This window comes from Streptococcus acidominimus (assembly GCF_001921825.1).
In the GTDB taxonomy this organism is placed as follows: domain Bacteria; phylum Bacillota; class Bacilli; order Lactobacillales; family Streptococcaceae; genus Streptococcus; species Streptococcus acidominimus.
Genome location: NZ_MSJL01000002.1, coordinates 47,436 through 70,014, shown reverse-complemented (window position 1 = coordinate 70,014; position 22,579 = coordinate 47,436). Strand labels below are relative to the sequence as shown.

Genomic DNA, 22,579 nt, shown 5'->3' with positions numbered 1-22,579 from the left:
CTATTGAGAAATAGTTATCAACTAGACAACTACCTGCGACTTTTGACGAAAACTTCGTTTTCTTTATTTCCAACCTCCAACAGTCTATCCCCAGACTGTGTTGACGAAAACTGCGTTTTCTTTATTTCCAACCTCCAACAGTCTATTCCCAGACTGTTTTGACGAAAACTTCGTTTTCTTTATTTCCAACCTCCAACAGTCTATTCCCAGACTGTTGGAGCTAATACTAAAAATAAACTAAACAACTATGGCAGAAAAATCCGTAAAGAAATTCATTTTGTTACTGAAAATTTTTAGATTTTCTGATAAAATAGAACTATCGAATAAAAGGAGTATTTCTGATCATGACCCAACCTTATGGTGATAAGCAAATTAAACTGTTTTCTTTGAATGCCAATCGCGCAATTGCTGAAAAAATTGCGGAAGCCTCTGGTATTCCCCTCGGAAAAATGACCAGTCGCCAATTTTCAGATGGAGAAATTCAAGTCAACATTGAAGAAAGTGTGCGTGGTGTAGATGTCTACATCATCCAATCTACTAGCTACCCTGTTAACAATCACCTCTGGGAATTGTTGATTATGGTAGACGCATGTAAACGCGCTAGCGCCCACTCTGTCACGGTCGTTATGCCTTATTTTGGCTATGCTCGTCAAGATCGTACTGCCGCTCCTCGCGAACCTATTACAGCAAAACTCGTTGCCAACATGCTTGTAAAAGCAGGTGTTGACCGCGTGCTCTCACTTGACTTACACGCTGTTCAGGTACAAGGATTCTTTGATATTCCAGTAGACAACCTCTTTACCGTACCACTATTTGCGGAGCACTATATGGAAAAAGGCTTGTGTGGTGAAGAAGTCGTTATCGTCAGCCCTAAAAATTCTGGTATCAAACGTGCACGCAGTCTCGCTGAATATCTCAACTCTCCAATTGCGATTATCGACTATGCCCAAGACGATTCAAATCGTACAGAAGGCTATATTATCGGAGATGTTGCTGGAAAAACAGCTATCTTGATTGATGATATTTTAAATACCGGTCGTACCTTCGCTGAAGCCGCTCGTATCGTACAAGAGGGGGGAGCCACAGAGATTTATGCCGTTGCTAGCCACGGTCTCTTTGCAGGAACTGCTGCTGAACGTTTGGATCAAGCACCAATTAAAGAAGTTCTTGTGACAGACTCGGTAGCCAGCAAGGAACAGTTGCCAAAAAATATTGCCTTTATCACCGCTAGCGAGTTGATTGCTGACGCGATTATTCGTATCCACGAACGCCGTCCAGTCAGTCCACTCTTTGACTTTACCAATAAAGATGACTAGGAGTTTTCTTCTTTGATTTATCTAGATCATGCGGCAACCACATCCCTCTCTGATGCCGCCCTCCAAACCTTTATGACTATTTCCAAAGAATATTATGGGAATCCCTCGAGTATTCACTGGGCTGGTAGAAAGGCGAATGCGATTCTGCGTCAGGCTAGAGCAGATATTGCTCAAACCTTAGCTACAAAACCAGAATCCATCATCTTTACATCCGGTGGTTCAGAAGCTGATACTTTAGCCATTCAAGGATATGCCCTTGCGAATCAGCATAAGGGAAAGCATCTGATTACAACAGCTATTGAGCACCATGCTGTCCTCCGTACAATGGAGTATCTGGAGCAACGCTTGGGCTTTGAAGTAACCTATATCAAGCCCATTAACCAAGCGATTTCAGCCCAACAGATTAAGGAAGCCCTACGACCAGATACCATCTTGGTCAGTGTCATGTATGCCAACAATGAAACTGGTCTCCTGCTTCCTATTTCAGAGATTGGAGAAATCCTTACCAATCATCAGGCAGTCTTTCATGTTGATGCTGTCCAAGCAATTGGGAAAATCCCGATCTCACCCGAACAGCTAGGCATTGATTTCTTATCCGCCGCTGCCCATAAGTTTCACGGTCCCAAAGGGGTCGGCTTCCTTTATAGTCGCCTGCCTAACTTTGACGCTCTCATTCATGGGGGACGGCAAGAAGAACAGCACCGAGCAGGTACAGAGAACCTAGCAGGAATTGCTGCTATGGCGACGGCCTTGAAAGAGCAAACCGCCCAGCTAGACCAGCACTTCCAAACAGTGCTTGGTTTAAAGACCTATCTGTTAGACCAATTAGCAGCAAGTAATTACTATCTCAATGAGACGGAACCTAGTCTGCCTCATATCGTCAATATCGGGTTTCCAAACCAGCTCAATGAGCAACTTCTTATGCGACTTGATTTGGCTGGAATAGCTGTTTCAAGTGGTTCGGCTTGTACAGCCGGTGTTATTCAAAACAGCCATGTCCTTGAAGCCCTGTATGGCGGCAACTCACGGCGACTAAAAGAATCCATTCGGATTAGCTTTTCACATGAAACGACCAAAGAGGGGATTGATTTCCTCGTCCAACAACTACATGCAATTATCGGAGGCACCTACTAATGGCTTTTACAACATCTGTAACGCTAAAAAATTGTGACTACACCTACTCTATTAGTCCAGCTATAAAAAAATACACCTTGCGCGACAATACATTTGAACAAACCCATGTCGGCAACTATCAGTTGACACGCATGCTCGAAGAAATCCCTAATTCCAACCAAGGATTCCTCCTTAAAATTATCATTAACAAGGACTTGACCGGTTTTAAAATCAATATCACAGATAAATCAGGTCTACACTTGGTTGATATTTTCAAAGCGAATGGGAATGCAGTTATTCAAGAGAAGTTTTATTTCCTCATGGACAGCTTGGTTGACCGTGAGATTTTCACAAAAGAAAGTACAACAGCATGATTGAATTACGTTATCAAGACTCTTACCAACAAATTCGTTCACAAAAGTTCGAAAATTTCGATGCCCTACTCCTTGCTTTCTCGGGTTGTGTGACTATTCCTGATTACCTCAAGGTAATCTCCCTAACCCAAGATGGTCAAGACCTCGGTTATCAAGGTGTGATTGGTGACCTGTACCAGTACTTACAAAGAATAAATCCTAAGAATAGTCAGTAGACAAGGTTGGAGTAGCTGTACGTTAAGAACTCAAAGCACACTCATAGGAAGCCCTATCTGTCATCAGCTAAAGCTGAAATAGGTAGGGCTTTTTGCACAGTGCTTAGCTAGAATTTCGTTGCCAAAGAAGCTAGTGAACTCTTTTGGCTATTATAGTCACTTCTTTGACTGTTTTTTCGTTCGCTTTTATAGCCGTTCAATTTATTTTTAGTACTAGCTCAAACAGTCTGGGGAGAGACTGTTTGAGGTGGGAAATGAAGAAAACGAAGTTTTCGTTAAAAGTCGCAGGTAGTTGTCTAGTTGATAACTAGACAAGTGACAGATAAGAAAAGTGTAACTTTTCTCAATGGTACAGCAAGACGAGTTAACGAAGTAATAAAAATATAAACTAAATGACTATAACGCTCCCCTAGCTTAATACTTCACCCCCCTTTCTTTCATTTTCAGTCTAATCTGTTGCTTTTTTCACAAACTTTTACTAAAATAGAATAAATAATCAAAAGGAGCGAAAGATTGTGAAAAACGAAAAAAAATCTGCTATCCCTCGTGCTACTGCCAAACGTTTATCAATCTATTATCGTGTCTTCAAACGATTTCACGCTGGAAATATTGAAAAGGCTAGTTCAAAAGAAATTGCTGAAGCTATCGGAATTGATTCTGCCACTGTCCGCCGTGACTTCTCCTATTTTGGTGAGTTAGGTCGCCGTGGATTTGGCTATAATGTTAAAAATTTGATGGATTTCTTTGCTGATATTCTAAACGATAATTCTATCACAAATGTGATGTTGATCGGGGTCGGAAATATGGGACGTGCGCTCCTACATTACCGTTTCCACGAACGCAATAAAATGAAAATTGTGATGGCCTTTGAAGCAGATGATCATCCAGCAGTCGGCACTATTGATGAAAGTGTACCAATCTATGCCATTTCAGAGATCGAAGAAAAGATTAAAGAAGCTAAGGCTCAAACCGCAATTTTAACAGTACCAAGTAGCAAGGCGCAAGAAGTCGCCAATATCCTTGTTCAGGCAGGGGTCAAGGGGATTTTGAGCTTCTCACCTGTTAATCTCTCTGTTCCCAAAGATGTAGTCGTTCAATACGTAGATTTGACCAGTGAATTACAAACCCTACTCTACTTTATGAGAAAGGGCTAAGTCAGAAAAGCATTATCGGAATTTCTGACCGTCCATTTGTTGGTTCCAACTCATTTGACAAGCACCTTTTGACCTTGCAAGTCCTAATCCAGCTGATTTTCTTCCCTTAGACTATAATAGCTGGATTGTCCCACAATTAAATGATCTAATAGTATAAGTCCTAGAATATCACAGGACTTTTTTAATGTCTTTGTAAAGAGAATATCATTGCGACTGGGCTGGACACGCCCTGACGGATGATTATGTACAATAATCAGCGAGGTCGCCATATATTTAATCGCATAATGTAGAATCTCCCTAGGCTCTGCAATACTACGATTGACACTGCCGATAAAAATCGTGCGCTGGCTAATAATCTTATTTTGAGTATCCAGATAGATTGCCACCAAATGCTCCTGCTTTTTAGAACCAAATTCTTGGATCATTCTTCTGGCTAACAGCTCACTACCAACAATTTGTTCCTCGACGATCAACTCAGACTGATTGATTCTTCTTCCTAGCTCAATCATGGCCTTAATCTCGATTGCCTTGACCTGACCAATCCCTGTCAACTCCTGCAATTCTGCAATAGATAACTCTTTCAGCATAGCAAGGTTATCAATCCTCGATAATAGATTATTAGACACAACCGAAACAGGTTGTTTTTTGGTGCCCGTACGGATAAAAATCGCCAACAATTCCTGATTACTAAGACGCTCAGCACCTACCTCTAATAATCTTTCTCGTGGCAATAGGCACTCCTCTTTAAATGTAACTTTATACATTTCTTCTCTTCCTCCTTACCTATTTATTCGCAAAACTAATCATAATTGTACTAGATAATGGAGATTTTCTAATTTTTTTCTCTTCGGAACTACTAATACTCGTCAAAAATCAAATTCTGACGTCGTTAACTCGCCTTGCTGAGTAAAAAGCTCCAGTGGAGATTTTTAGCCTGTTCCCTTAAAACAAGAAAGAACAGAGTTCTACCTGCTGTTTCGTTGCCTAGTCAGATTTTGATTTTACAAATTGGGGAGTATAATCAACTTGCCTCATGTCTTAAATCCAGACTAAAAAAACTGATAAAGGGACAGAGCTGTTGTAACTTTAGTTACTTCAACAGTCTAGGAATAGACTGGAGATAGAACGAGTGAAACTCGTGTCAAGTGTGACTCCCTTTAGGGGGATGTAGATGTTGCAGATTATACTAGCTTTACAGATAAAGATGTCCTCGGTTCATCTCTGCTCACTTCGATAGCCTAGATAGCCCTTAAAGATGGGAAATAACACGAATCCTTACAAAAAATAAGCGGTTGAGCCATCTGGCTCAGCCGATTATTATAATTGAACTTGATTATACTTCTGCTCAAAGTGCTTCAAAATATCTTTTGGAGCCTCATTGTAAGGAATACTGCTTTCCAATGTTCCTTTGACAACAGTTCGCATCGTCGCTTCCAAATCTTCACAGGTAACAAGGGTTACCTCTGTCTGTCCTTCAACGTCATCAATAACATAGACACTCTCTGGAGTGAGTGATTGCACGCTAGTGACCACATAGGTGTAGACTGTTTGCTTGTCTGTTAGATAAATCTTCGTCCCCTCTTTCGCTTTTTCAAGCGGTGAGAAGAGAGTTTCACTAGCACCAGCAATTCCGAAGATATGGTGACTGGCAAGCGAATAGTTTCCTTGCCCCATTTCTTGGGTTTCTTTCATTGTTCCTGCACCATACATGAGGGCGACATTCGACAATCCCTTGAAAATAGGAAGATTCACTTTCAAATCTGGAATCGCAATCCCTCCGATTACAGGTAGTTCTTGCGCTTCCCATTGTGCTTTCAGAACAGCCTCTGTTGAGATGGATTCTACCTGATCAAAATCAAAGGTCGTCGTTGCCTGCTTATTTTTCTCAATATCAGCTTCTGTGACCTTGCTCACCTGATAGCGATTACTATTCCAAGCGATAATCATATTGCGAATAGATGTGTTAAAAATTAAGGCGATAGCAATAAGGAGGAGGATAGCCGCGAGGATATTTCTCCAAATGCTACTTGTTTTCTTGTTACTCGAACGTTTACGATTGCTCATAAAATTATTCTTCCTCTACATCTTTAGAATTTGCAGCGTCTACCAAGGCAAAGGTTACGATACTTGCCTCCTCATCCAATCGCATGACTTTCACACCCATAGTCGCCCGACCTGTCTGGGAGATATTCGCTACATTTGTCCGAATGATGACCCCTGTATCTGTAATCACCATGACATCTTCAGCACCCGAAACCGTGGTTAAGCCTGCTAGGTAACCATTCTTTTCTGCCACCTTAACAGTCTTGATACCTTTACCACCACGTCCCTTGGTTGGATACTCTTGGGCAGGTGTGCGTTTTCCAAAGCCATTTTCCGTCAAGACAAGAACCTCTTGCTCATCTGACACAACGGCTGCACCAACAAGGCAGTCCCCTTCACGGAGTTTCATCCCCCGTACACCAGTCGCGATACGTCCCATATTGCGGACATCTGTTTCTGTGAAACGAACGGCATAACCAAATTTAGAGCCCATAATGACATCTGTCTGCCCATCCGTCAAGAAGACATTGATCAATTCATCATCTTCTTTCAAATTGAGGGCCTTCAAACCACTTTGACGAATATTTGCAAATTCAGCAACGCTGGTTCGTTTGACAATTCCTTGGCGGGTGGTAAAGAAGAGATAGTGACCTTCTTCTTGCTCCTTGGTCACATTGATAATAGTCTGAATAGACTCATTATCCTCCAATTTCAAGAGATTGATGACTGGCAGTCCCTTTGCTGTGCGGCCGTATTCAGGAATTTCATACCCTTTCAGACGATAGACCCGTCCCTTATTGGTAAAGAATAAGAGCCTGTCATGCGTGCTGGTCGAAACCAATTCACGGACAAAGTCGTCATCTTTGACCCCTGTTCCTTGAACACCACGTCCACCGCGCTTTTGGGCATGAAATTCATCTTGGGAAAGACGCTTGATATAGCCTTGATTTGATAGAGTAATCAGCACATCTGTTTCTTCAATCAAGTCCTCATCTTCTAGCGATAGCACTTCTCCGACCATCAATTCTGTCCGGCGAGGATCCGCATATTTCCGCTTGATTTCTTCTAATTCATCCTTGATGATTTGGACGACACGTTCAGGCTTAGCCAAAATATCCGCCAAGTCTGCAATCAAGGCTACCAGATCATCATACTCTGACTGAATCTTGTCTCGTTCCAATCCTGTCAAACGGCGCAGACGCATATCCAGAATGGCTTGACTTTGACGCTCTGACAATTCAAAGCGTGTCATCAATTCCGCCTGAGCAATCGCATCAGTTTCACTATTACGAATGACCTTAATCACTTCATCAATATGATCAAGTGCAATCAGCAAGCCTTCTAAAATGTGGGCACGCGCTTCTGCTTTTTCTTTGTCAAACTGCGTTCGGCGGGTCACCACTTCTTTTTGGTGCTCTACATAAGCATCCAAAATTTGACGGACTGACAAGATCTTCGGCACACCGTTTTGGATCGCCAGCATATTAAAGCTAAAGTTAGTTTGAAGCTGGGTTAATTTGAAGAGGTTATTCAAAATGACATTGGCTGACGCATCACGTCTCACCTCAATGACAAAGCGAACCCCCTCACGGTTGGATTCGTCACGAACAGCTGTGATCCCGTCGATGCGCTTTTCCTGCACCAAGCGAACAATATGCTCATGAACCTTGGTCTTATTAACCATGTAAGGAAATTCAGTAACAACGATCCGTTCACGACCATTTCCATACTCTTCGATTTCTGTCCGAGAGCGTAGGACGATTGATCCTTTTCCTGTTTCATAAGCACGGTGAATACCGGATCTTCCCATGACAAGAGCGCCTGTTGGAAAGTCAGGTCCGGGCAAGACTTCCATAATGTCACGGGTGGTCGCTTCTGGATTATCGATAATCAAATTCACCGCTTCAATTGTTTCACCGAGATTGTGAGGTGGAATATTTGTCGCCATCCCTACGGCAATCCCCGTAGTCCCATTGACGAGAAGATTTGGAAAGCGGGCTGGCAGAACTTCTGGCTCACGCTCGCTGGCGTCATAGTTATCTGCAAAATTGACGGTATTCTTGTTAATATCCCGCAGCATTTCAAGGGCAATTTTGGTCATACGGGCCTCGGTATAACGCTGGGCAGCCGCTCCGTCTCCGTCCATTGACCCAAAGTTTCCATGACCATCTACTAGCATGTAGCGGTAGCTCCACCATTGAGCCATCCGTACCATAGCCTCATAAATCGCACTATCACCGTGCGGATGGTATTTACCCATAACATCCCCCGTAATACGGGCTGATTTCTTATGCGGTTTATCTGGCGTAATGCCCAATTCATTCATTCCATACAGAATACGACGATGAACGGGTTTTAGACCATCTCGTACATCAGGAAGCGCCCGAGCTACGATAACACTCATTGCATAGTCAATGAAACTGGTCTTCATTTCGCTGGTCAGATTTACATCTACCAAATGTTTATCATGCATTAAATCTGTCTCTTTTCTCTAGAAAGTATCTACTATATTATAACATATTGTGAAGAAATTTTCTTGTCGAGAAGCCATAATGTAAACATTTTCAAAGTAGCTTTCACAAGTGACAAAGTACCTAAAAAATGCTAGAATGATAAATGGTCGGGACGCTCGTCCCTAAATAAAACTAAGGAGATGTTTAGAACATGACTGCAACTAAACAACATAAAAAAGTTATCCTTGTCGGTGATGGTGCCGTAGGTTCTGCTTATGCTTATGCACTTGTCAACCAAGGAATTGGTCAAGAATTAGGTATCGTTGATATCAACAAAGATCGTACCCAAGGTGATGCAGAAGATTTGAGCCACGCTCTTGCATTCACTTCACCTAAAAAAATCTATTCAGCTGAATATTCTGATGCACACGATGCAGATCTTGTGGTTTTGACAGCAGGTTTGCCACAAAAACCAGGTGAAACTCGCCTTCAATTGATCGAGAAAAACCTTCGTATTAACCAACAAATCGTCAGTGAAATTGTTGCCTCTGGCTTCAACGGTATTTTCCTTGTCGCAGCTAACCCAGTTGACATCCTTACTTACTCAACTTGGAAATTCTCTGGCTTCCCTAAAGAGCGTGTCATCGGTTCTGGTACTTCTCTTGACTCTGCTCGCTTCCGTCAAGCACTTGCTGAAAATATCGGTATTGATGCACGTTCAGTTCACGCCTACATCATGGGTGAGCACGGTGATTCAGAGTTTGCCGTATGGTCACATGCAAACGTTGCAGGTGTTAAGTTAGAGCGTTGGTTGCAAGACAACCGTGATATTGATGAGCAAGGACTTGTAGACTTGTTTGTATCTGTTCGTGATGCTGCTTACTCTATCATCAACAAAAAAGGTGCAACCTACTATGGTATCGGTGCTGCACTTGCTCGTATCACAAAGGCTATCTTTGATGATGAGAACGCTGTGCTTCCACTTTCTGTTTACCAAGCAGGTCAATACGAGGGCGTTGAAGATGTCTTTATCGGACAACCAGCGATTATCGGTGCACACGGTATTGTACGTCCTGTCAACATCCCATTGAGCGACGCGGAATTGCAAAAAATGCAAGCCTCTGCTAGACAATTAAAAGAAATCATGGATGATGCCTTTGCAAATCCAGAGATTGCAGCTTCAATCAAAAACTAATCTAAAAACCTTGCTAAGCAAGGTTTTTTTAGTTCTGTTAGAGACTTGCATTCAGCGGTAGGTCTGAATGAGCCTGACCCCTAGTCTCTAGTCGAATAAATGAGCTGTATAGTCTTTTAGTTTACTTTTATTACTAAAGGACTATAAGACAGGAAATTGTGACATAGACAGTACTCGACTACGGCAAGTCAAAAGTAAGGCTCTATCAAAGCTCATTCAAATAACCATCGTTCTTGGCGCGTGGTTGGTGGATCTAATAGACTGATTTCATCTGCTTTATAGCCCTCCACTTGCTCACTTAAAACCATACAAAAGTGGGAGTAAAATGGTCTAACCCAGACTGTTTCACTCCCACTTCCATTTTTTTATTTTGATTTGATATAGTTGATACCATCTGCTTTCGGTGCAACGGCTTTTCCGAAGAAGGCTGCAAGCGCTACTACTGTAATCAAGTAAGGGGCGATCTGTAAGTATACAGTCGGTACTTGAGAAAGGCCTGGAAGCTGCGCTCCAATAACTGCCAAACTTTGAGACAAGCCGAAAAATAGACTAGCTAGCATGGCACCCAGTGGATTCCATTTACCGAAAATCACAGCTGCTAAGGCAATGAAGCCAGAACCGACAATGGTCGTTGCTGAAAAGTTGATATTAACGGTTTGGGCACTTACAGCACCCCCAACTCCACCGAGGAAGCCTGCAATCAGGACACCGGCATAGCGCATAGCATATACGTTAATTCCCAAGGTATCTGCTGCCTGTGGATGCTCACCAACTGAACGAAGACGCAAACCAAATTTAGTCTTATAGAGGATAAACCAAGATAAGAAAGCCATAGCAATGGCTACATAGCCCATTAAACTGGTGTTTTTAAAGAATAAATCACCGACTACTGGAATTTTTTCTAGTAATGGGAATGAAAACTTACCAAATGATTGTGGAATGCTATCTGTCTGCCCTTTGTGGTAAAGAACCTTAATGAGAAAGACGGATAAGGCTGGCGCTAGTAAGTTGAGCACCGTTCCTGACACGACATGGTCTGCACGGAAGTTGATCGTTGCGACTGCGTGGATAATAGAAAATACTAATCCTGCTACTCCTCCGACCAAGACAGCTAAAAGTGGAGTTGTCTTACCAAAGATGCTTGCAAATTCAATATTGAATACAACACCAGCAAAAGCACCGATCACCATGATTCCTTCTAGTCCCACATTGACAATACCTGCTCGTTCAGAGAACACGCCTCCAAGACTGGTAAAAATAAGAGGGGCAGAGTAAATCAACATTTGCGAAACAAGCAGCGTTAAGATTGTCAGATTCATACCTAGTTCGCTCCTTTCGCTTTTTTTCTACGTTTCAATAATTGTTCAAAGATGAATTTAACACCGACAAAGAAGATGATAGAGGCAGTCACCACGTTGATCAATTCAGGTGGAATCTGCGCTTTCACCATACCAGGCGCTCCGATTGACAAGGTACCAAATAGGAAGGCAGCAAACGGAATTCCAAGCGGCGAATTAGAGGCTAGGAGGGCTACGGACATACCATTGAAACCAATATCCAGATTTCCACCTTGGGTATAGACATTTTGGAAGGTTCCAAGTCCCTGAATGGCACCACCGATACCTGCTAAGGCACCAGAGATAATCATGGAGAGAATAATCGTCCGTTTAGCAGACATCCCTGCATAATCAGAAGCTGTCGGATTAAGACCAACAGAGCGAATCTCAAAACCAAGGGTTGTCTTTGTCAATAAGAACCAGATAACAAGCACAGCAACCACAGCAAAGAAGATACCAATATTTATCCGAGAATTTTCAGTCGCACTCGTCAGCCAATCCAATCGGTAGGAAGCATTGGCAGAGATATTGATACTCGAGTCCTTATTCTTCATCAAATCAGTTGCAAAAACATTGCGGATAATATAGTTGCTGGTATAGAGCAAGATATAGTTCATCATGATGGTCACGATTACCTCGCTCGTTCCGAGATAGGCACGTAAGATCCCCGGAATTGCTCCGGCAAGACCTCCGGCAATCATTGCGACTAAAATCGTTGCCAAGATTAGCACGGGACGTGGTAGATCTGGGTTTGCTAGGGCAAACCATCCCGCAAATACCCAACCGACAAGCGCTTGACCTGAAAGCCCAACGTTAAAGAAGCCTGCGCGACTTGCTACTGCAAATCCTAGAGCCGTAAATATGAGCGGAGCCATAGCTGCAAAAATTTCTCCGATAGATTTTACAGAGCCAAAGGCTGAATAAAATAATTGATCGTAGCCTGCAATAGGGTCATAGCCAAATACAAGCATGATGATGGCTCCTAGGACCAAGCCTGACAGAACCGCAAGTAGGGGGAGAGTTATATTTTGTAACTTTTTAGGCATTTGCTTCCTCCTTTTCCAGCCTTCCTCCAGCCATTAAGAATCCCAATTCCTGTTTATTGGTCTTGGCAGGATCAACAATCCCATGAATAACACCGTCATGAATGACTGCAATACGGTCAGACACATCTAAAATTTCATCCAATTCAAAGCTGACCACCAGTACCGCTTTTCCTTTATCACGCTCTGCAATGAGGCGTTTACGGATATATTCAATCGCCCCAACATCAAGACCGCGTGTCGGTTGGCTGACAATCAACAAATCAGGATTTCGGTCGATTTCCCGCGCGATAATCGCTTTTTGCTGGTTTCCCCCTGAAAGTGCCTTGACGGCTACCAGTTCACTAGCACCCCGAACGTCAAATTCTGCCATGAGTTCACGGGCTTTTTTGTTAATGGTATCATAGTTCAGGATACCGTTTTTAGAAATTGGCTCCTTGTAGTAGGTCTGCAAGGCAATATTTTCAGCCACTGTCATCTGCAAGACCAGACCATCACGGTGACGATCCTCTGGCACATGGCTAACCTTCATCTCTGTTATCTTCCGAGGTGTTTTTCCGACTACTTCTGTGCCCTTAATAAAAATTTGACCAGATTTTACCTTACGAAGCCCTGTAATGGCTTGAATAAGCTCGCTCTGACCGTTGCCATCAATCCCTGCAATACCAACAACTTCTCCTGCACGGACATCAAGTGATAAGCCTTTAACAGCAGGAATCCCGCGATTTTCATGAACGACTAAGTCTTTAATCGATAGAATGACTTCTTTAGGATCAGCAGCAACTTTTTCCGTCTTAAAGGATACGGAACGCCCGACCATCCACTCTGCTAGGTCTTCGTTGCTCGCACCAGCGACTTCGACAGTTTCAATTGATTTTCCGCGACGGATAACGGTTACGCTATCCGCAACCGCGCGAATTTCATCTAGTTTGTGAGTAATCAGAATGATCGATTTTCCTTCTTGCACCAGAGTTTTCATAATTTTTAGAAGCTCTGTAATTTCTGCCGGCGTCAAAACAGCTGTCGGCTCATCAAAAATCAATAAATCTGCTCCACGATAGAGGGTTTTAAGAATCTCTACCCGTTGCTGTGCCCCGACTGAAATATCTGCGACTTTAGCGGTCGGATCTACCTCCAGACCATATCTAGCTGATAATTCTTTAATATCTTGGATAGCCTTTTTAAGGTCTATCACGCCAGCCTTGGTTGTTTCACTTCCTAAAATAATATTTTCGGCGACTGTAAAAGCATCCACAAGCATGAAATGCTGGTGAACCATCCCAATTCCTAAATGCGCAGCCTTAGATGGGGAATCGATTGTCACAACTTGACCATTTATAGCAATTTCTCCACTTGTCGGCTCTAAAAGACCCGCAAGCATGTTCATCAATGTCGACTTACCTGCACCATTTTCTCCTAAAAGGGCATGAATTTCTCCACGTCTGACATTTAAATTGATATGATCATTTGCGACAAAATCACCAAAAATCTTTGTGATTTCTCGCATTTCAATGACATAATCTTTTGTCATAATCTCTTTTCCTTTCGGATTATATTTTGTCAGTAAAACCTACCAAAACAAGGCTTGATAAGCTTTAATGAAATTATATAATCTCAACTCCTAAAACGGCGACCGAGTCAGGTCGCCGTTTCGGATTGGGCACTATTCTATTTTTTCTTAGGCGCTTCTGGAACTTCTACTTTTTTATCCAAGATGTCCTTCTTAGCAGCTGCTACTGCTTCTGAAGCTTCGCTTGAAAGATTGGTTTCAGCCAAGTCTACCCCTTTATCTGCAAGTGAGAATGTGATGATATCACCACCAGGAAACTCACCTTTAAGAGCTTTTGCAGCAAGGTCTTTGACAGAAGTACCTACTTCTTTAAGAGTAGATGCCAATACGAAGTTTGACTCTTTCCCATCTTTAGAAGTATATTTACCTTCTGCTGATTGGTCACGGTCTACACCAATGATCCAAACCTTGTCTGCCTCATTACGTGTTTCATTTTCTGCTTTCGCTGCGGCAAAGACACCGTTACCTGTACCACCTGATGCGTGGAAAATCACATCTGCACCAGCAGCATATTGAGCAGCAGCCAATGTTTGACCTTTGGCTGAATCAGCAAATGAACCTGCATAGTCAACAGTTACTTTGATATCTTTATTAACAGATTTCACACCTGCTACGAATCCTGCTTCAAAGCGGTCAATGATAACAGATTCCATACCACCGATAAATCCTACATGGTTTGTTTTTGTTGATTTAGCAGCAGCTACACCAGCAAGGTAAGATGCTTCATGGTCTGCAAAGCCAACGCTCGCTACGTTCTTATGGTCTTTGACAACACTATCAACAATCACATAGTTTGTGTCAGGATTGTTCGGTGCTACTTCAGCAATCGCGTTTTCCAAGGCAAAACCGATACCGAATACAAGGTTGTAACCACCTGAAACTGCTGAATCAAGGTTTGTTACGTAATCAGATTCACTACCTGATTGGAAGTAGGTGTAGCCCTCATCTTTTTTAAGACCGTTTTCTTCTCCCCATGCTGTCAAACCTTCCCAAGCTGACTGGTTAAATGAACGGTCGTCAACACCACCAACGTCCGTAACAATTGCTGCTTTTACTCCTGTGGCATCACTCGAGCTTGAATCGTTCTTAGCTGCGCGGTTGCCACAAGCAGCAAGTGATACAGTTGCAAGAGTTACAACACCTAAACCAATAAGTTTTTTGTTCATTTCTGAACCCTCCTAAAAATTCTTTGTGCAACCTTCGTTGCAAAATGGAAATGATACAGTCAAACGACTGTCTTACAGACGATACTCTTGAAACTTCAAGGGATACTTTTAAGGTATCTTGTGAACGGGAGACATCAGCCTAGTTGTCATTGTAGGATGACAGCTGCGTTCCCATCTATTTGACCTTTCTTGAGTATTAGTTTAAGTCTGTAAAAGAATACGGAAGTAATTCCCCGACTGTCATCTCGACTGTCGATTTATCTTTAGCAACTAATGTTACTCTTAAATCTTCTTCAAAAAATTCTGCCATCACTTGGCGACATGCCCCGCATGGTGAAACGGGCTTTGCTGTTTCACCATAAACAATGAGCTCTGAAAACTCCAAAACACCTTCTGAAACAGCCTTAAAAATCGCTGTCCGCTCCCCACAATTGGTCAAACCAAAGCTAGCATTTTCAATATTAACACCTGTAAAGACCTGACCGTCCTTTGCGACTAAGACAGCTCCGATAGGAAAGTGGGAATAGGGAACATAGGCTTTTTTACTAACTTCAATGGATAAATCAATTAAATCAGTAGTCGCCATTCGCCTTTTCTCCTTTCATAATCGCCACCCCAGAAGAAGCTCCGATACGAGTTGCACCTGCTTCAATAAAGGCTTTCGCATCTTCGTACGAACGAGCACCACCAGATGCTTTCACTCCCATATCTGATCCAACTGCTTTTCTCATCAAGGCGACATCTGCTACCGTAGCACCTCCAGTGGAGAAGCCCGTAGAAGTCTTGACAAAATCAGCACCTGCTTCTTGTGAGAGTTGACAGGCTTTCACTTTTTCTTCGTCTGTCAACAGGCAGGTTTCAATGATAACTTTGACCAGTTGATCACCGCTTGCTTCGACAACTGCCTGAATATCCTTTAAAACTGTCTCGTAGTCTTGCGATTTAAGGGCGCCGATATTGATGACCATATCGATCTCATCTGCTCCATTCGCAATAGCATCTTTGGTTTCAAAGGCTTTGACGGCTGGTGTATTTGCTCCTAGAGGGAAGCCGATAACCGTACAAACTTTCACATCTGTGTCCTTCAATTCTTGGGCTGAAAGGGCTACCCATGTTGGATTGACGCAGACGCTCGCAAAGTCATATTCTTTTGCTTCGGCAATAATAGCCAAGACTTGTTCTTTCGTAGCATTGGGTTTCAATAGTGTGTGATCAATATATTTATTTACTTTCATCTTTTTCTCCGTACATTATGAAACAATTTCGATAATTTCTTTCGTCTTTACACTTACATCTCCTATTTTAACATTTTTTTGGAAATTTGCGAGCATCTTTTCTGAAATATTTTCATTTGTAAAAATTGTTGCGACTTTTTGACCTGCTTCAACGGCTTCTCCGACTTTCTTATGGAAGACAATTCCTGTCTCATAATCAAGTGAATCCGTCTTGACAGCCCGTCCTGCGCCCAGCTTCATGGCAAACAAGCCAAATTCCAAAGCTGGTAGGGCTGTAATATAGCCACTTTCCTGAGCCACTACCGGTATCTGGTGAGAGGTACGAACGGGGCGATGCAAATCTTCTAGATCGCCTCCCTGCGCAACTACCATTTCTTCAAATTTTTGAAGGGCTGAACCATCCAATAGGTGCGCTCGGACTTCTTCTACTGTCTTTTTGACATCTGCAAGCCCCAGCATGATGTGTGCCAGTTCACAAATAAATTCCGTCACATCTTCGCGACCCCTGCCTTGTAAAATATCCAAGGCTTCCAGAATCTCCAGACGGTTTCCGATACTCGTTCCAACTGGTTGTGACATGTCGGTAATCACGGCAACTGTTTTTCTGCCGACCGCTTTTCCTAGTTCAACCATGGTCTGTGCCAGTTGACGCGCGTCCTCAATGTTTTTCATAAAGGCACCCTCACCAACGGTGACATCTAGTAAAATCGCATCGGCTCCTGCCGCGATTTTCTTAGACATGACTGAACTTGCAATCAAGGGAATAATATCAACCGTTGCAGTTACATCACGAAGAGCGTAGAGCAGTTTGTCCGCCTTGACCATATTGTCAGACTGACCGATAACCGCGACACCAATCTCCTGTACCTGCTTGATAAACTGTTCTTGCGTCACTTCAATCTGGTAACCTTTAATGGATTCTAGCTTATCGAGCGTTCCACCAGTATGCCCTAAGCCACGACCGCTCATCTTGGCAACTGGGACACCAAAGCTCGCAACTAAGGGTGCCAAAATCAAGGTCACTTTATCACCGACACCTCCTGTGGAGTGCTTATCTACCTTGATCCCTGAAATTGCCGAAAGATCAATTTCTTCACCGCTCGCTACCATTGCCATGGTCAGATCAGAGATTTCCCTCGTAGACATCCCCCTGAAATAAATCGCCATCGCAAAGGCTGCCATCTGATAGTCTGGCACACTTCCTGCGGCATAGCCGCTAATCAGCCAGTTTAGTTCATCTGTCGTGAGTTCATGTCCATCCCGCTTTTTCTGAATTAAGTCGACTGTCCTCATTCTTTCACACTTTCTAAAATATAGTATCCCTTATCTTTTTTTAAGATAGTACAGTTTCCGAAAACCTCTTCCATTTTGGCTTTCGCGCTCGGAGCACCTTGCTTTTTCTGGATCACAATGGTCAGGCGTCCCGAAACCACCAAATAGTCATAGGCACCTTGAATAATCTCATGGACAACAGCCTTCCCTGCTCGAATTGGTGGATTGGAAATCACATAGTCAAAGGTTCCCGATACTTCGTCATACAGATTGGAGTGGAAAATAGATGCTTGAACCTTATTTTTATCAGCATTTTGAAGTGCTAAGTCAACTGCCCGATTGTTAATATCAACCATGGTTGGCAAAACGCCAAAAACCTTCCCTAAAGTCAAACCAAGTGGGCCATATCCACAGCCCACATCTAATAATCTTTTTCCCTTGTCCAAATCAACTGTATTTAAAAGCACTTGGCTACCGTAGTCTACCATCTTCTTGCTGAACACTCCTGCATCCGTTAAAAAGAACATCTCTTGACCGAGCAGAGTGACACATAGCTCATGAAGATCATGAGCTACACTAGGATTTTGTTCGTAATACATATTTGTCATAGATTTATTATACCATTTAATAAAAACGTTTACAAGAAATTACCTTTTCTCTCACAATCATTTTACACTTGTAAAAAATCATGCTACAATGAGGCTATGAAGAATGAATTGATCAATTTTGAAAAAATTAGTCGCCAAACCTGGCAGCAATTACACCGGAATACAACGGTTCCCTTGACACAGGAAGAGTTAAATTCTATCAAAAGTTTTAATGACACCATCAGCCTCCAAGATGTCCTTGACATCTACCTCCCACTCATCAATCTGATTCGGATTTATAAGAAGGCAAGCGAGGACCTCTCCTTCTCCAAAAGTCTTTTCCTACAAAAGAAAATCAAGACCCAGCCCTTTATTATTGGGATTTCGGGAAGTGTGGCAGTTGGAAAGTCAACTACCAGTCGCCTCTTGCAGATTTTACTAACACGAACCTTTAAGCATGCCAAGGTCGAAATGGTTACAACTGACGGCTTTCTCTATCCGAATACAGTATTAAAAGAAAAACATCTCCTTGATAGAAAAGGTTTCCCTGAATCCTATAACATGGAACTGCTTCTGGATTTTTTAAATACCGTTGAAAATGGGGACGACTACCAAATTCCAGTCTATTCCCATGAAATCTATGATATTTTACCAGATCAATACCAGACCATCTCTGCCCCCGATTTCCTCATTGTGGAGGGGATCAACGTCTTTCAGAATCCTCAAAATCAACACCTCTATGTCAGTGACTATTTTGACTTGGCTATCTATGTGGATGCCGCAGTTGAGAATATCGAAGCCTGGTATCTGGAGCGTTTCAAGAAATTGCTGAAACTAGCAGAGAGCAATCCGAGCAACTACTACCACCGGTTTTTAGACATGTCCGGGGAAGAGATAACGACCTTTGCCCATAGCGTTTGGGAAAGGATCAATCTGGTCAACCTGAAAGACTATATCGAGCCGACCCGACATCGGGCAGATATCATTCTTCATAAGGCAAAGAATCATGAAATTGATGAAATTTACTTGAAAAAATAAATTCTTCTTGTCAAAATCTATTTTTTCAGATATAATAGTATAGTTAGTACAGAAAAGGTGGAGGTGAAACCATTGGCAAACATTAAGTCAGCGATCAAACGTGCTGAATTGAACGTAAAACAAAACGCAAAGAACTCAGCTCAAAAATCAGCTATGCGTACTGCTATCAAAGCATTTGAAGCAAATCCTTCTGAGGAGCTTTTCCGCGCTGCTAGCTCAGCTATCGACAAAGCAGAAACAAAAGGTTTGATTCACAAAAACAAAGCGAGCCGCGACAAAGCACGTCTTGCATCAAAACTTGCTTAATAAAAAGAGCCTTTGGGCTTCTTTTTTTGTCCAAAATAAGAAAGGAATTGTATGAAGATCGCCATTATCGGTTACAGTGCTTCGGGCAAGTCAACTCTTGCAGCATATTTGAGCAAACATTACCAAATTCCCTGCCTGCACCTCGATAAACTCCGCTTTCTCCCCCATTGGCAGGAACGACCAGATGACGAAGTGCGCCAAGAACTCCAAACATTTTTGGCAAAAGAATCATGGATTATTGATGGAAATTACACTTCTTTCTGTTATAGTCGTTCTACTTTAAAATACATTATTTAGATACTCTCCTACCGAGTTGTAGATTGTCTGAATAGGATTTTTTTAAAGAGAAACGACTATATCAAGAACGAGTAGAGAAGGCAGATCAAATTATCTTACTGGCTTTTTCACGCTGGAATTGCCTATACCGCGCTTTTAAGCGCTATACTAGATATGCGGGGAAAGTCAGAGAAAGTATGGCAGAAGGCTGTACCGAAAAACTGGACTGGGCATTCATCCTCTGGATTCTAAAAGACAGTCGTTCTCCAAAAGCGCAGAGCCGTAGCCGTTATCAAGCAATCTGCAAAACCTATGTTGATAAGGTAAAGATTCTGCGCAATCAAAAAGAATTGGATCAGTATCTGGAGAACATTAAAGGCTGATATAGTCATTTCCTTTATCTTTTATAGTCGCTCAGTTACTGAACTCAGACCACAACTCGCTGACAAAGGAGCCTTGTCGCCTCCTATCTTAAAGCATTTCAGAGGTTCAATGATAGTCAAATAAATTACCTTTCAGATAAGGAACTGAAACGACTAACTATGCAAAGCTCATTCAAATGACGATATTGAGCAGCAATAGCTGAAATCAAGCATACAAAAAGGCTTAGATCCAATCCTTGGGAATATGGATATAAGCCTTTTATGTTTTGGGGATTATCCCCTCTTTACTATTTCATTGCGCCAACTTGTTTACCGGCAATTCGACCATAGGTAATAATATCGGTAATCGCATTACCACCAAGACGGTTTTTACCTTGGATCACTCCTGTCAATTCGCCCGCTGCATAAAGTCCAGGAATAGCTTTTCCACTTTCATCTAATACTTCTGTCTTTTCGTTAATGACAAGTCCACCCATAGTGTGGTGTACAGATGGGGCTGCTTTTTCGATATAGTATGGACCTTTTTCAAGTGAAACAAGACCTGCCCGATGGTGGAAATCTTTATCTTCACCATCTTTGGCATAGGCGTTGACCTTAGCAATTGTGTCTTTCAATGTATCAACATCAATATCGAAGAACTTGGCTGCTTCTTCAATCGTATCTGCCTTGACCAATAGCTTTTCACGGATTAATTCGTCATATTCAGCCTTATGCGCTTCTTTGGTCTTAGAAATGGCATCAATGTCATCATTCCAGATTTGATAAGCATAGCCACCTGTTTGAGCAAGGATTGCTTTAGAGATGACATCGCGACGCTCCAACTCTTCTACGAAGCGTTTTCCTTCTTGGTTGACCAAGATCGCACCGTCAAAGCGGGTATCTGCCAACAAGGAAATCATACCTGTTTTTGGATTGGCGATTGGGTAGGTTTGGATGCTTTCCATATTGGTAAGTGCTGCACCTACTTCTTGTGCCATCACAATTCCGTCTCCTGTTGTACCAACAGAGTCAGTAGAATGATAGCGCTCATCATATTCTTTATTGTATTGTTTACGCATTTCAATGTTTGAGCCAAATCCGCCTGTTGTCAAAATAACGGCATCCTTAGCATTGAATGTCACTTCGCGCTTGTCTTTATCTGTTGCAGTAACACCAACGATTTTTCCACTGTCATCTTTGATCAACTTTTCAGCTTTCACATTCAAGAAGACTGGAATTTTCAACTCATCAGTTTTCATTTTCAATTTAGAAATCAGCTCAGCACCTGTATGTCCGACTGGGATTAGGGCGCGTTTGTAGCTATGACCACCAAATTGGAATAATTGATCTGGTAGAAATTCAACCTTGATCTCATCGCGAAGCCATTCAGCTGATTCCAAGGCTTTTTCAGCCATCAAGCGAACCATCTTCGGATCACCGACATTGTCGCCACCTTTCATAGTGTCTTGGTAGTAAATGTCTACGGAATCACCCTCAATGCCTAATTTCTTTTGAACCCAGTTCCCCGGTGCGTTCATTTCACCACCAGAAAGGAGTGTATTTCCTCCGATTGCAGGAAGTTTTTCGAGGATCGCAACTTTCTTACCAGCTTCTGCTGCTTCAATCGCTGCACTAAATCCTGCTCCTCCTGAACCGACAACAACGACATCAAAGTCTTGCTCTGCTGGGATTTGGTCTTTTTCTTTGGCTTGTTTTGACTTTTTAGCCGCTACAAGGGTAATGCCTGACTTTTCAACGGCATCTTTGACAGCATTGAGATAGCCCTCACTCGTTGCAGATGCACCAGATACTGCTTCAACATCTGCTGAATTTTGCGCAATGATCATGTCTTGCAATTCTTCGTAAACGGGTTCAGACAAGACCTTATTTTCATCTTGTTCTAGAACATCAATCTTAGTGATGGCACCGTCTGTGATTGTGACAGCAACCTTAATCTCACCGTGCTTCCCGCTACCAACACCTTCAAAGGTTCCGCTTTTTTTCGCAGCAGAACAGCCAAACATTAGCAATACTGCAACAAAGCTGAGCAGTATAACCTTCAAACTTCTTCTCATTTTTATCTCCTTTTCTTCTATCGCTTGCACGATAGATATGAAATAATGTGTGCTTTAAATCACAAACCTATTTTAGCACAAAAATAAAATAATGCAACCGTTATCATAGATTTTTTGTAATTATGAGGAAAGTCAGAAAATTCCTATTTTTCAGTCTGGATATTCGTAAAAAATAAGTGCATATATGCTCAAGAGGGAAGCTACTTCTCCTCACTTTAAAGAGGTTGGGATTTTTATCCCAACCTCTTATGTTTGCTGCTATTCGTAGAAACCCTACTGCATTTTGCGATACTTGCTAGCATGGCGCCAATAGCGTCTCGAACACAGGTAGCTACAAAACTTGGTTCGTTTATCTAAAACGCCTGCTACGGTAATGACTGTTTGGCTACACTGTTTACAAGTAAAGCGTCGCTGTCCATAGTAATTGATAAGCAATCGTTTTTTCATTT

21 protein-coding genes and 1 pseudogene are annotated in these 22,579 nt (G+C 42.4%); 9 read left to right on the top strand and 13 right to left on the bottom strand.

Annotated features, from left to right (window positions below; all coding sequences use genetic code 11):
- Nucleotides 1-344: 344 nt before the first annotated feature.
- From BU200_RS00695 to BU200_RS00675, 5 genes are all read left to right on the top strand, one after another.
- Nucleotides 345-1,316: a ribose-phosphate diphosphokinase gene (locus tag BU200_RS00695; protein ID WP_075098319.1), complete on the top strand. Its 972-nt coding sequence runs from the start codon at nucleotides 345-347 to the stop codon at nucleotides 1,314-1,316.
- 12 nt (nucleotides 1,317-1,328) lie between these two features.
- Nucleotides 1,329-2,450 carry a cysteine desulfurase family protein gene (locus BU200_RS00690; RefSeq protein ID WP_075098318.1) on the top strand — a complete coding sequence of 374 codons (1,122 nt, stop codon included), beginning with the start codon at nucleotides 1,329-1,331 and terminating at the stop codon, nucleotides 2,448-2,450.
- A complete protein-coding gene (locus tag BU200_RS00685) occupies nucleotides 2,450-2,803 on the top strand; it encodes a DUF1831 domain-containing protein (protein WP_075098317.1) in 354 nt (117 codons plus the stop codon). Before BU200_RS00690 ends, BU200_RS00685 begins: the two co-directional genes overlap by 1 nt.
- Nucleotides 2,800-3,018 (top strand): DUF4649 family protein, encoded by a 219-nt coding sequence (locus BU200_RS00680; protein WP_075098316.1) that lies wholly within the window; start codon nucleotides 2,800-2,802, stop codon nucleotides 3,016-3,018. Before BU200_RS00685 ends, BU200_RS00680 begins: the two co-directional genes overlap by 4 nt.
- A gap of 515 nt (nucleotides 3,019-3,533) precedes the next feature.
- Nucleotides 3,534-4,172, top strand: coding sequence for a redox-sensing transcriptional repressor Rex (locus tag BU200_RS00675; RefSeq protein WP_075098315.1), 639 nt, complete (start codon nucleotides 3,534-3,536; stop codon nucleotides 4,170-4,172).
- 83 nt (nucleotides 4,173-4,255) lie between these two features.
- Here BU200_RS00675 and radC read toward each other — a convergent pair whose 3' ends face one another.
- From radC to gyrA, 3 genes are all read right to left on the bottom strand, one after another.
- Nucleotides 4,256-4,936 carry a RadC family protein gene (gene radC / locus BU200_RS00670; RefSeq protein ID WP_075098314.1) on the bottom strand — a complete coding sequence of 227 codons (681 nt, stop codon included), beginning with the start codon at nucleotides 4,934-4,936 and terminating at the stop codon, nucleotides 4,256-4,258.
- Nucleotides 4,937-5,489: 553 nt separating this feature from the next.
- Nucleotides 5,490-6,236, bottom strand: a complete 747-nt coding sequence (locus BU200_RS00665; protein WP_075098313.1) for a class A sortase — start codon at nucleotides 6,234-6,236, stop codon at nucleotides 5,490-5,492.
- Nucleotides 6,237-6,240: 4 nt separating this feature from the next.
- Nucleotides 6,241-8,688: a DNA gyrase subunit A gene (gene gyrA / locus BU200_RS00660; RefSeq protein ID WP_075098312.1), complete on the bottom strand. Its 2,448-nt coding sequence runs from the start codon at nucleotides 8,686-8,688 to the stop codon at nucleotides 6,241-6,243.
- Between the two features lie 191 nt (nucleotides 8,689-8,879).
- Here gyrA and BU200_RS00655 point away from each other — a divergent pair, with 191 nt between their 5' ends.
- A complete protein-coding gene (locus tag BU200_RS00655) occupies nucleotides 8,880-9,863 on the top strand; it encodes an L-lactate dehydrogenase (RefSeq protein WP_075098311.1) in 984 nt (327 codons plus the stop codon).
- Between the two features lie 365 nt (nucleotides 9,864-10,228).
- Here the strand turns inward: BU200_RS00655 and BU200_RS00650 are convergent, their stop codons facing one another.
- The 8 genes from BU200_RS00650 to BU200_RS00615 form a co-directional block, all read right to left on the bottom strand.
- Nucleotides 10,229-11,182 (bottom strand): ABC transporter permease, encoded by a 954-nt coding sequence (locus BU200_RS00650; RefSeq protein WP_075098310.1) that lies wholly within the window; start codon nucleotides 11,180-11,182, stop codon nucleotides 10,229-10,231.
- 2 nt (nucleotides 11,183-11,184) lie between these two features.
- Nucleotides 11,185-12,246 (bottom strand): ABC transporter permease, encoded by a 1,062-nt coding sequence (locus BU200_RS00645; RefSeq protein WP_075098309.1) that lies wholly within the window; start codon nucleotides 12,244-12,246, stop codon nucleotides 11,185-11,187.
- Complete coding sequence (locus BU200_RS00640; RefSeq protein WP_075098308.1) at nucleotides 12,239-13,774, bottom strand: ABC transporter ATP-binding protein; 1,536 nt, start codon at nucleotides 13,772-13,774, stop codon at nucleotides 12,239-12,241. The genes BU200_RS00645 and BU200_RS00640 overlap by 8 nt, the downstream gene beginning before the upstream one ends.
- A gap of 137 nt (nucleotides 13,775-13,911) precedes the next feature.
- Nucleotides 13,912-14,979, bottom strand: a complete 1,068-nt coding sequence (locus BU200_RS00635) for a BMP family lipoprotein (RefSeq protein ID WP_075098307.1) — start codon at nucleotides 14,977-14,979, stop codon at nucleotides 13,912-13,914.
- Nucleotides 14,980-15,175: 196 nt separating this feature from the next.
- The gene (locus BU200_RS00630) at nucleotides 15,176-15,565 is read right to left on the bottom strand and encodes a cytidine deaminase (RefSeq protein WP_075098306.1); all 390 of its coding nucleotides are present in this window, start codon (nucleotides 15,563-15,565) and stop codon (nucleotides 15,176-15,178) included.
- Nucleotides 15,552-16,214 carry a deoxyribose-phosphate aldolase gene (deoC, locus tag BU200_RS00625; RefSeq protein WP_075098305.1) on the bottom strand — a complete coding sequence of 221 codons (663 nt, stop codon included), beginning with the start codon at nucleotides 16,212-16,214 and terminating at the stop codon, nucleotides 15,552-15,554. Before deoC ends, BU200_RS00630 begins: the two co-directional genes overlap by 14 nt.
- Nucleotides 16,215-16,229: 15 nt before the next feature.
- Nucleotides 16,230-17,507: a pyrimidine-nucleoside phosphorylase gene (locus BU200_RS00620; protein ID WP_075098304.1), complete on the bottom strand. Its 1,278-nt coding sequence runs from the start codon at nucleotides 17,505-17,507 to the stop codon at nucleotides 16,230-16,232.
- Entirely contained in the window at nucleotides 17,504-18,094 is a 591-nt protein-coding gene (locus BU200_RS00615) for a class I SAM-dependent methyltransferase (protein ID WP_075098303.1), read from the bottom strand. Before BU200_RS00615 ends, BU200_RS00620 begins: the two co-directional genes overlap by 4 nt.
- A 96-nt stretch (nucleotides 18,095-18,190) precedes the next feature.
- Between BU200_RS00615 and coaA the strand changes: the two genes are divergently transcribed.
- The 3 genes and pseudogenes from coaA (at nucleotide 18,191) to BU200_RS00600 (ending at nucleotide 20,076) form a co-directional block, all read left to right on the top strand.
- Nucleotides 18,191-19,111, top strand: coding sequence for a type I pantothenate kinase (gene coaA / locus BU200_RS00610; RefSeq protein WP_075098302.1), 921 nt, complete (start codon nucleotides 18,191-18,193; stop codon nucleotides 19,109-19,111).
- Nucleotides 19,112-19,168: 57 nt separating this feature from the next.
- Nucleotides 19,169-19,417, top strand: a complete 249-nt coding sequence (gene rpsT / locus BU200_RS00605; protein ID WP_075098301.1) for a 30S ribosomal protein S20 — start codon at nucleotides 19,169-19,171, stop codon at nucleotides 19,415-19,417.
- Nucleotides 19,418-19,468: 51 nt separating this feature from the next.
- Nucleotides 19,469-20,076 (top strand): annotated as a pseudogene (locus BU200_RS00600) (P-loop NTPase family protein).
- Between the two features lie 287 nt (nucleotides 20,077-20,363).
- On the opposite strand, the gene BU200_RS00595 reads toward BU200_RS00600, so the two are convergent.
- Together BU200_RS00595 and BU200_RS11070 are read right to left on the bottom strand one after the other, a co-directional pair.
- A complete protein-coding gene (locus tag BU200_RS00595) occupies nucleotides 20,364-22,130 on the bottom strand; it encodes a flavocytochrome c (RefSeq protein ID WP_075098300.1) in 1,767 nt (588 codons plus the stop codon).
- Nucleotides 22,131-22,403: 273 nt separating this feature from the next.
- Nucleotides 22,404-22,577, bottom strand: a complete 174-nt coding sequence (locus tag BU200_RS11070) for a hypothetical protein (RefSeq protein WP_158015074.1) — start codon at nucleotides 22,575-22,577, stop codon at nucleotides 22,404-22,406.
- Nucleotides 22,578-22,579: the final 2 nt, after the last annotated feature.

Coding starts and splice junctions, on each gene's coding strand:
- BU200_RS00615 (WP_075098303.1), bottom strand. CDS start 18,094: ATGACAAATATGTATTACGAACAAAATCCTAGTGTAGCTCATGATCTT.
- BU200_RS00635 (WP_075098307.1), bottom strand. CDS start 14,979: ATGAACAAAAAACTTATTGGTTTAGGTGTTGTAACTCTTGCAACTGTA.
- coaA (WP_075098302.1), top strand. CDS start 18,191: ATGAAGAATGAATTGATCAATTTTGAAAAAATTAGTCGCCAAACCTGG.
- gyrA (WP_075098312.1), bottom strand. CDS start 8,688: ATGCATGATAAACATTTGGTAGATGTAAATCTGACCAGCGAAATGAAG.
- BU200_RS00665 (WP_075098313.1), bottom strand. CDS start 6,236: ATGAGCAATCGTAAACGTTCGAGTAACAAGAAAACAAGTAGCATTTGG.
- BU200_RS00650 (WP_075098310.1), bottom strand. CDS start 11,182: ATGAATCTGACAATCTTAACGCTGCTTGTTTCGCAAATGTTGATTTAC.
- radC (WP_075098314.1), bottom strand. CDS start 4,936: ATGTATAAAGTTACATTTAAAGAGGAGTGCCTATTGCCACGAGAAAGA.
- BU200_RS11070 (WP_158015074.1), bottom strand. CDS start 22,577: ATGAAAAAACGATTGCTTATCAATTACTATGGACAGCGACGCTTTACT.
- BU200_RS00620 (WP_075098304.1), bottom strand. CDS start 17,507: ATGAGGACAGTCGACTTAATTCAGAAAAAGCGGGATGGACATGAACTC.
- BU200_RS00630 (WP_075098306.1), bottom strand. CDS start 15,565: ATGGCGACTACTGATTTAATTGATTTATCCATTGAAGTTAGTAAAAAA.
- BU200_RS00595 (WP_075098300.1), bottom strand. CDS start 22,130: ATGAGAAGAAGTTTGAAGGTTATACTGCTCAGCTTTGTTGCAGTATTG.
- BU200_RS00695 (WP_075098319.1), top strand. CDS start 345: ATGACCCAACCTTATGGTGATAAGCAAATTAAACTGTTTTCTTTGAAT.
- BU200_RS00640 (WP_075098308.1), bottom strand. CDS start 13,774: ATGACAAAAGATTATGTCATTGAAATGCGAGAAATCACAAAGATTTTT.
- BU200_RS00645 (WP_075098309.1), bottom strand. CDS start 12,246: ATGCCTAAAAAGTTACAAAATATAACTCTCCCCCTACTTGCGGTTCTG.
- deoC (WP_075098305.1), bottom strand. CDS start 16,214: ATGAAAGTAAATAAATATATTGATCACACACTATTGAAACCCAATGCT.
- BU200_RS00655 (WP_075098311.1), top strand. CDS start 8,880: ATGACTGCAACTAAACAACATAAAAAAGTTATCCTTGTCGGTGATGGT.
- BU200_RS00685 (WP_075098317.1), top strand. CDS start 2,450: ATGGCTTTTACAACATCTGTAACGCTAAAAAATTGTGACTACACCTAC.
- BU200_RS00680 (WP_075098316.1), top strand. CDS start 2,800: ATGATTGAATTACGTTATCAAGACTCTTACCAACAAATTCGTTCACAA.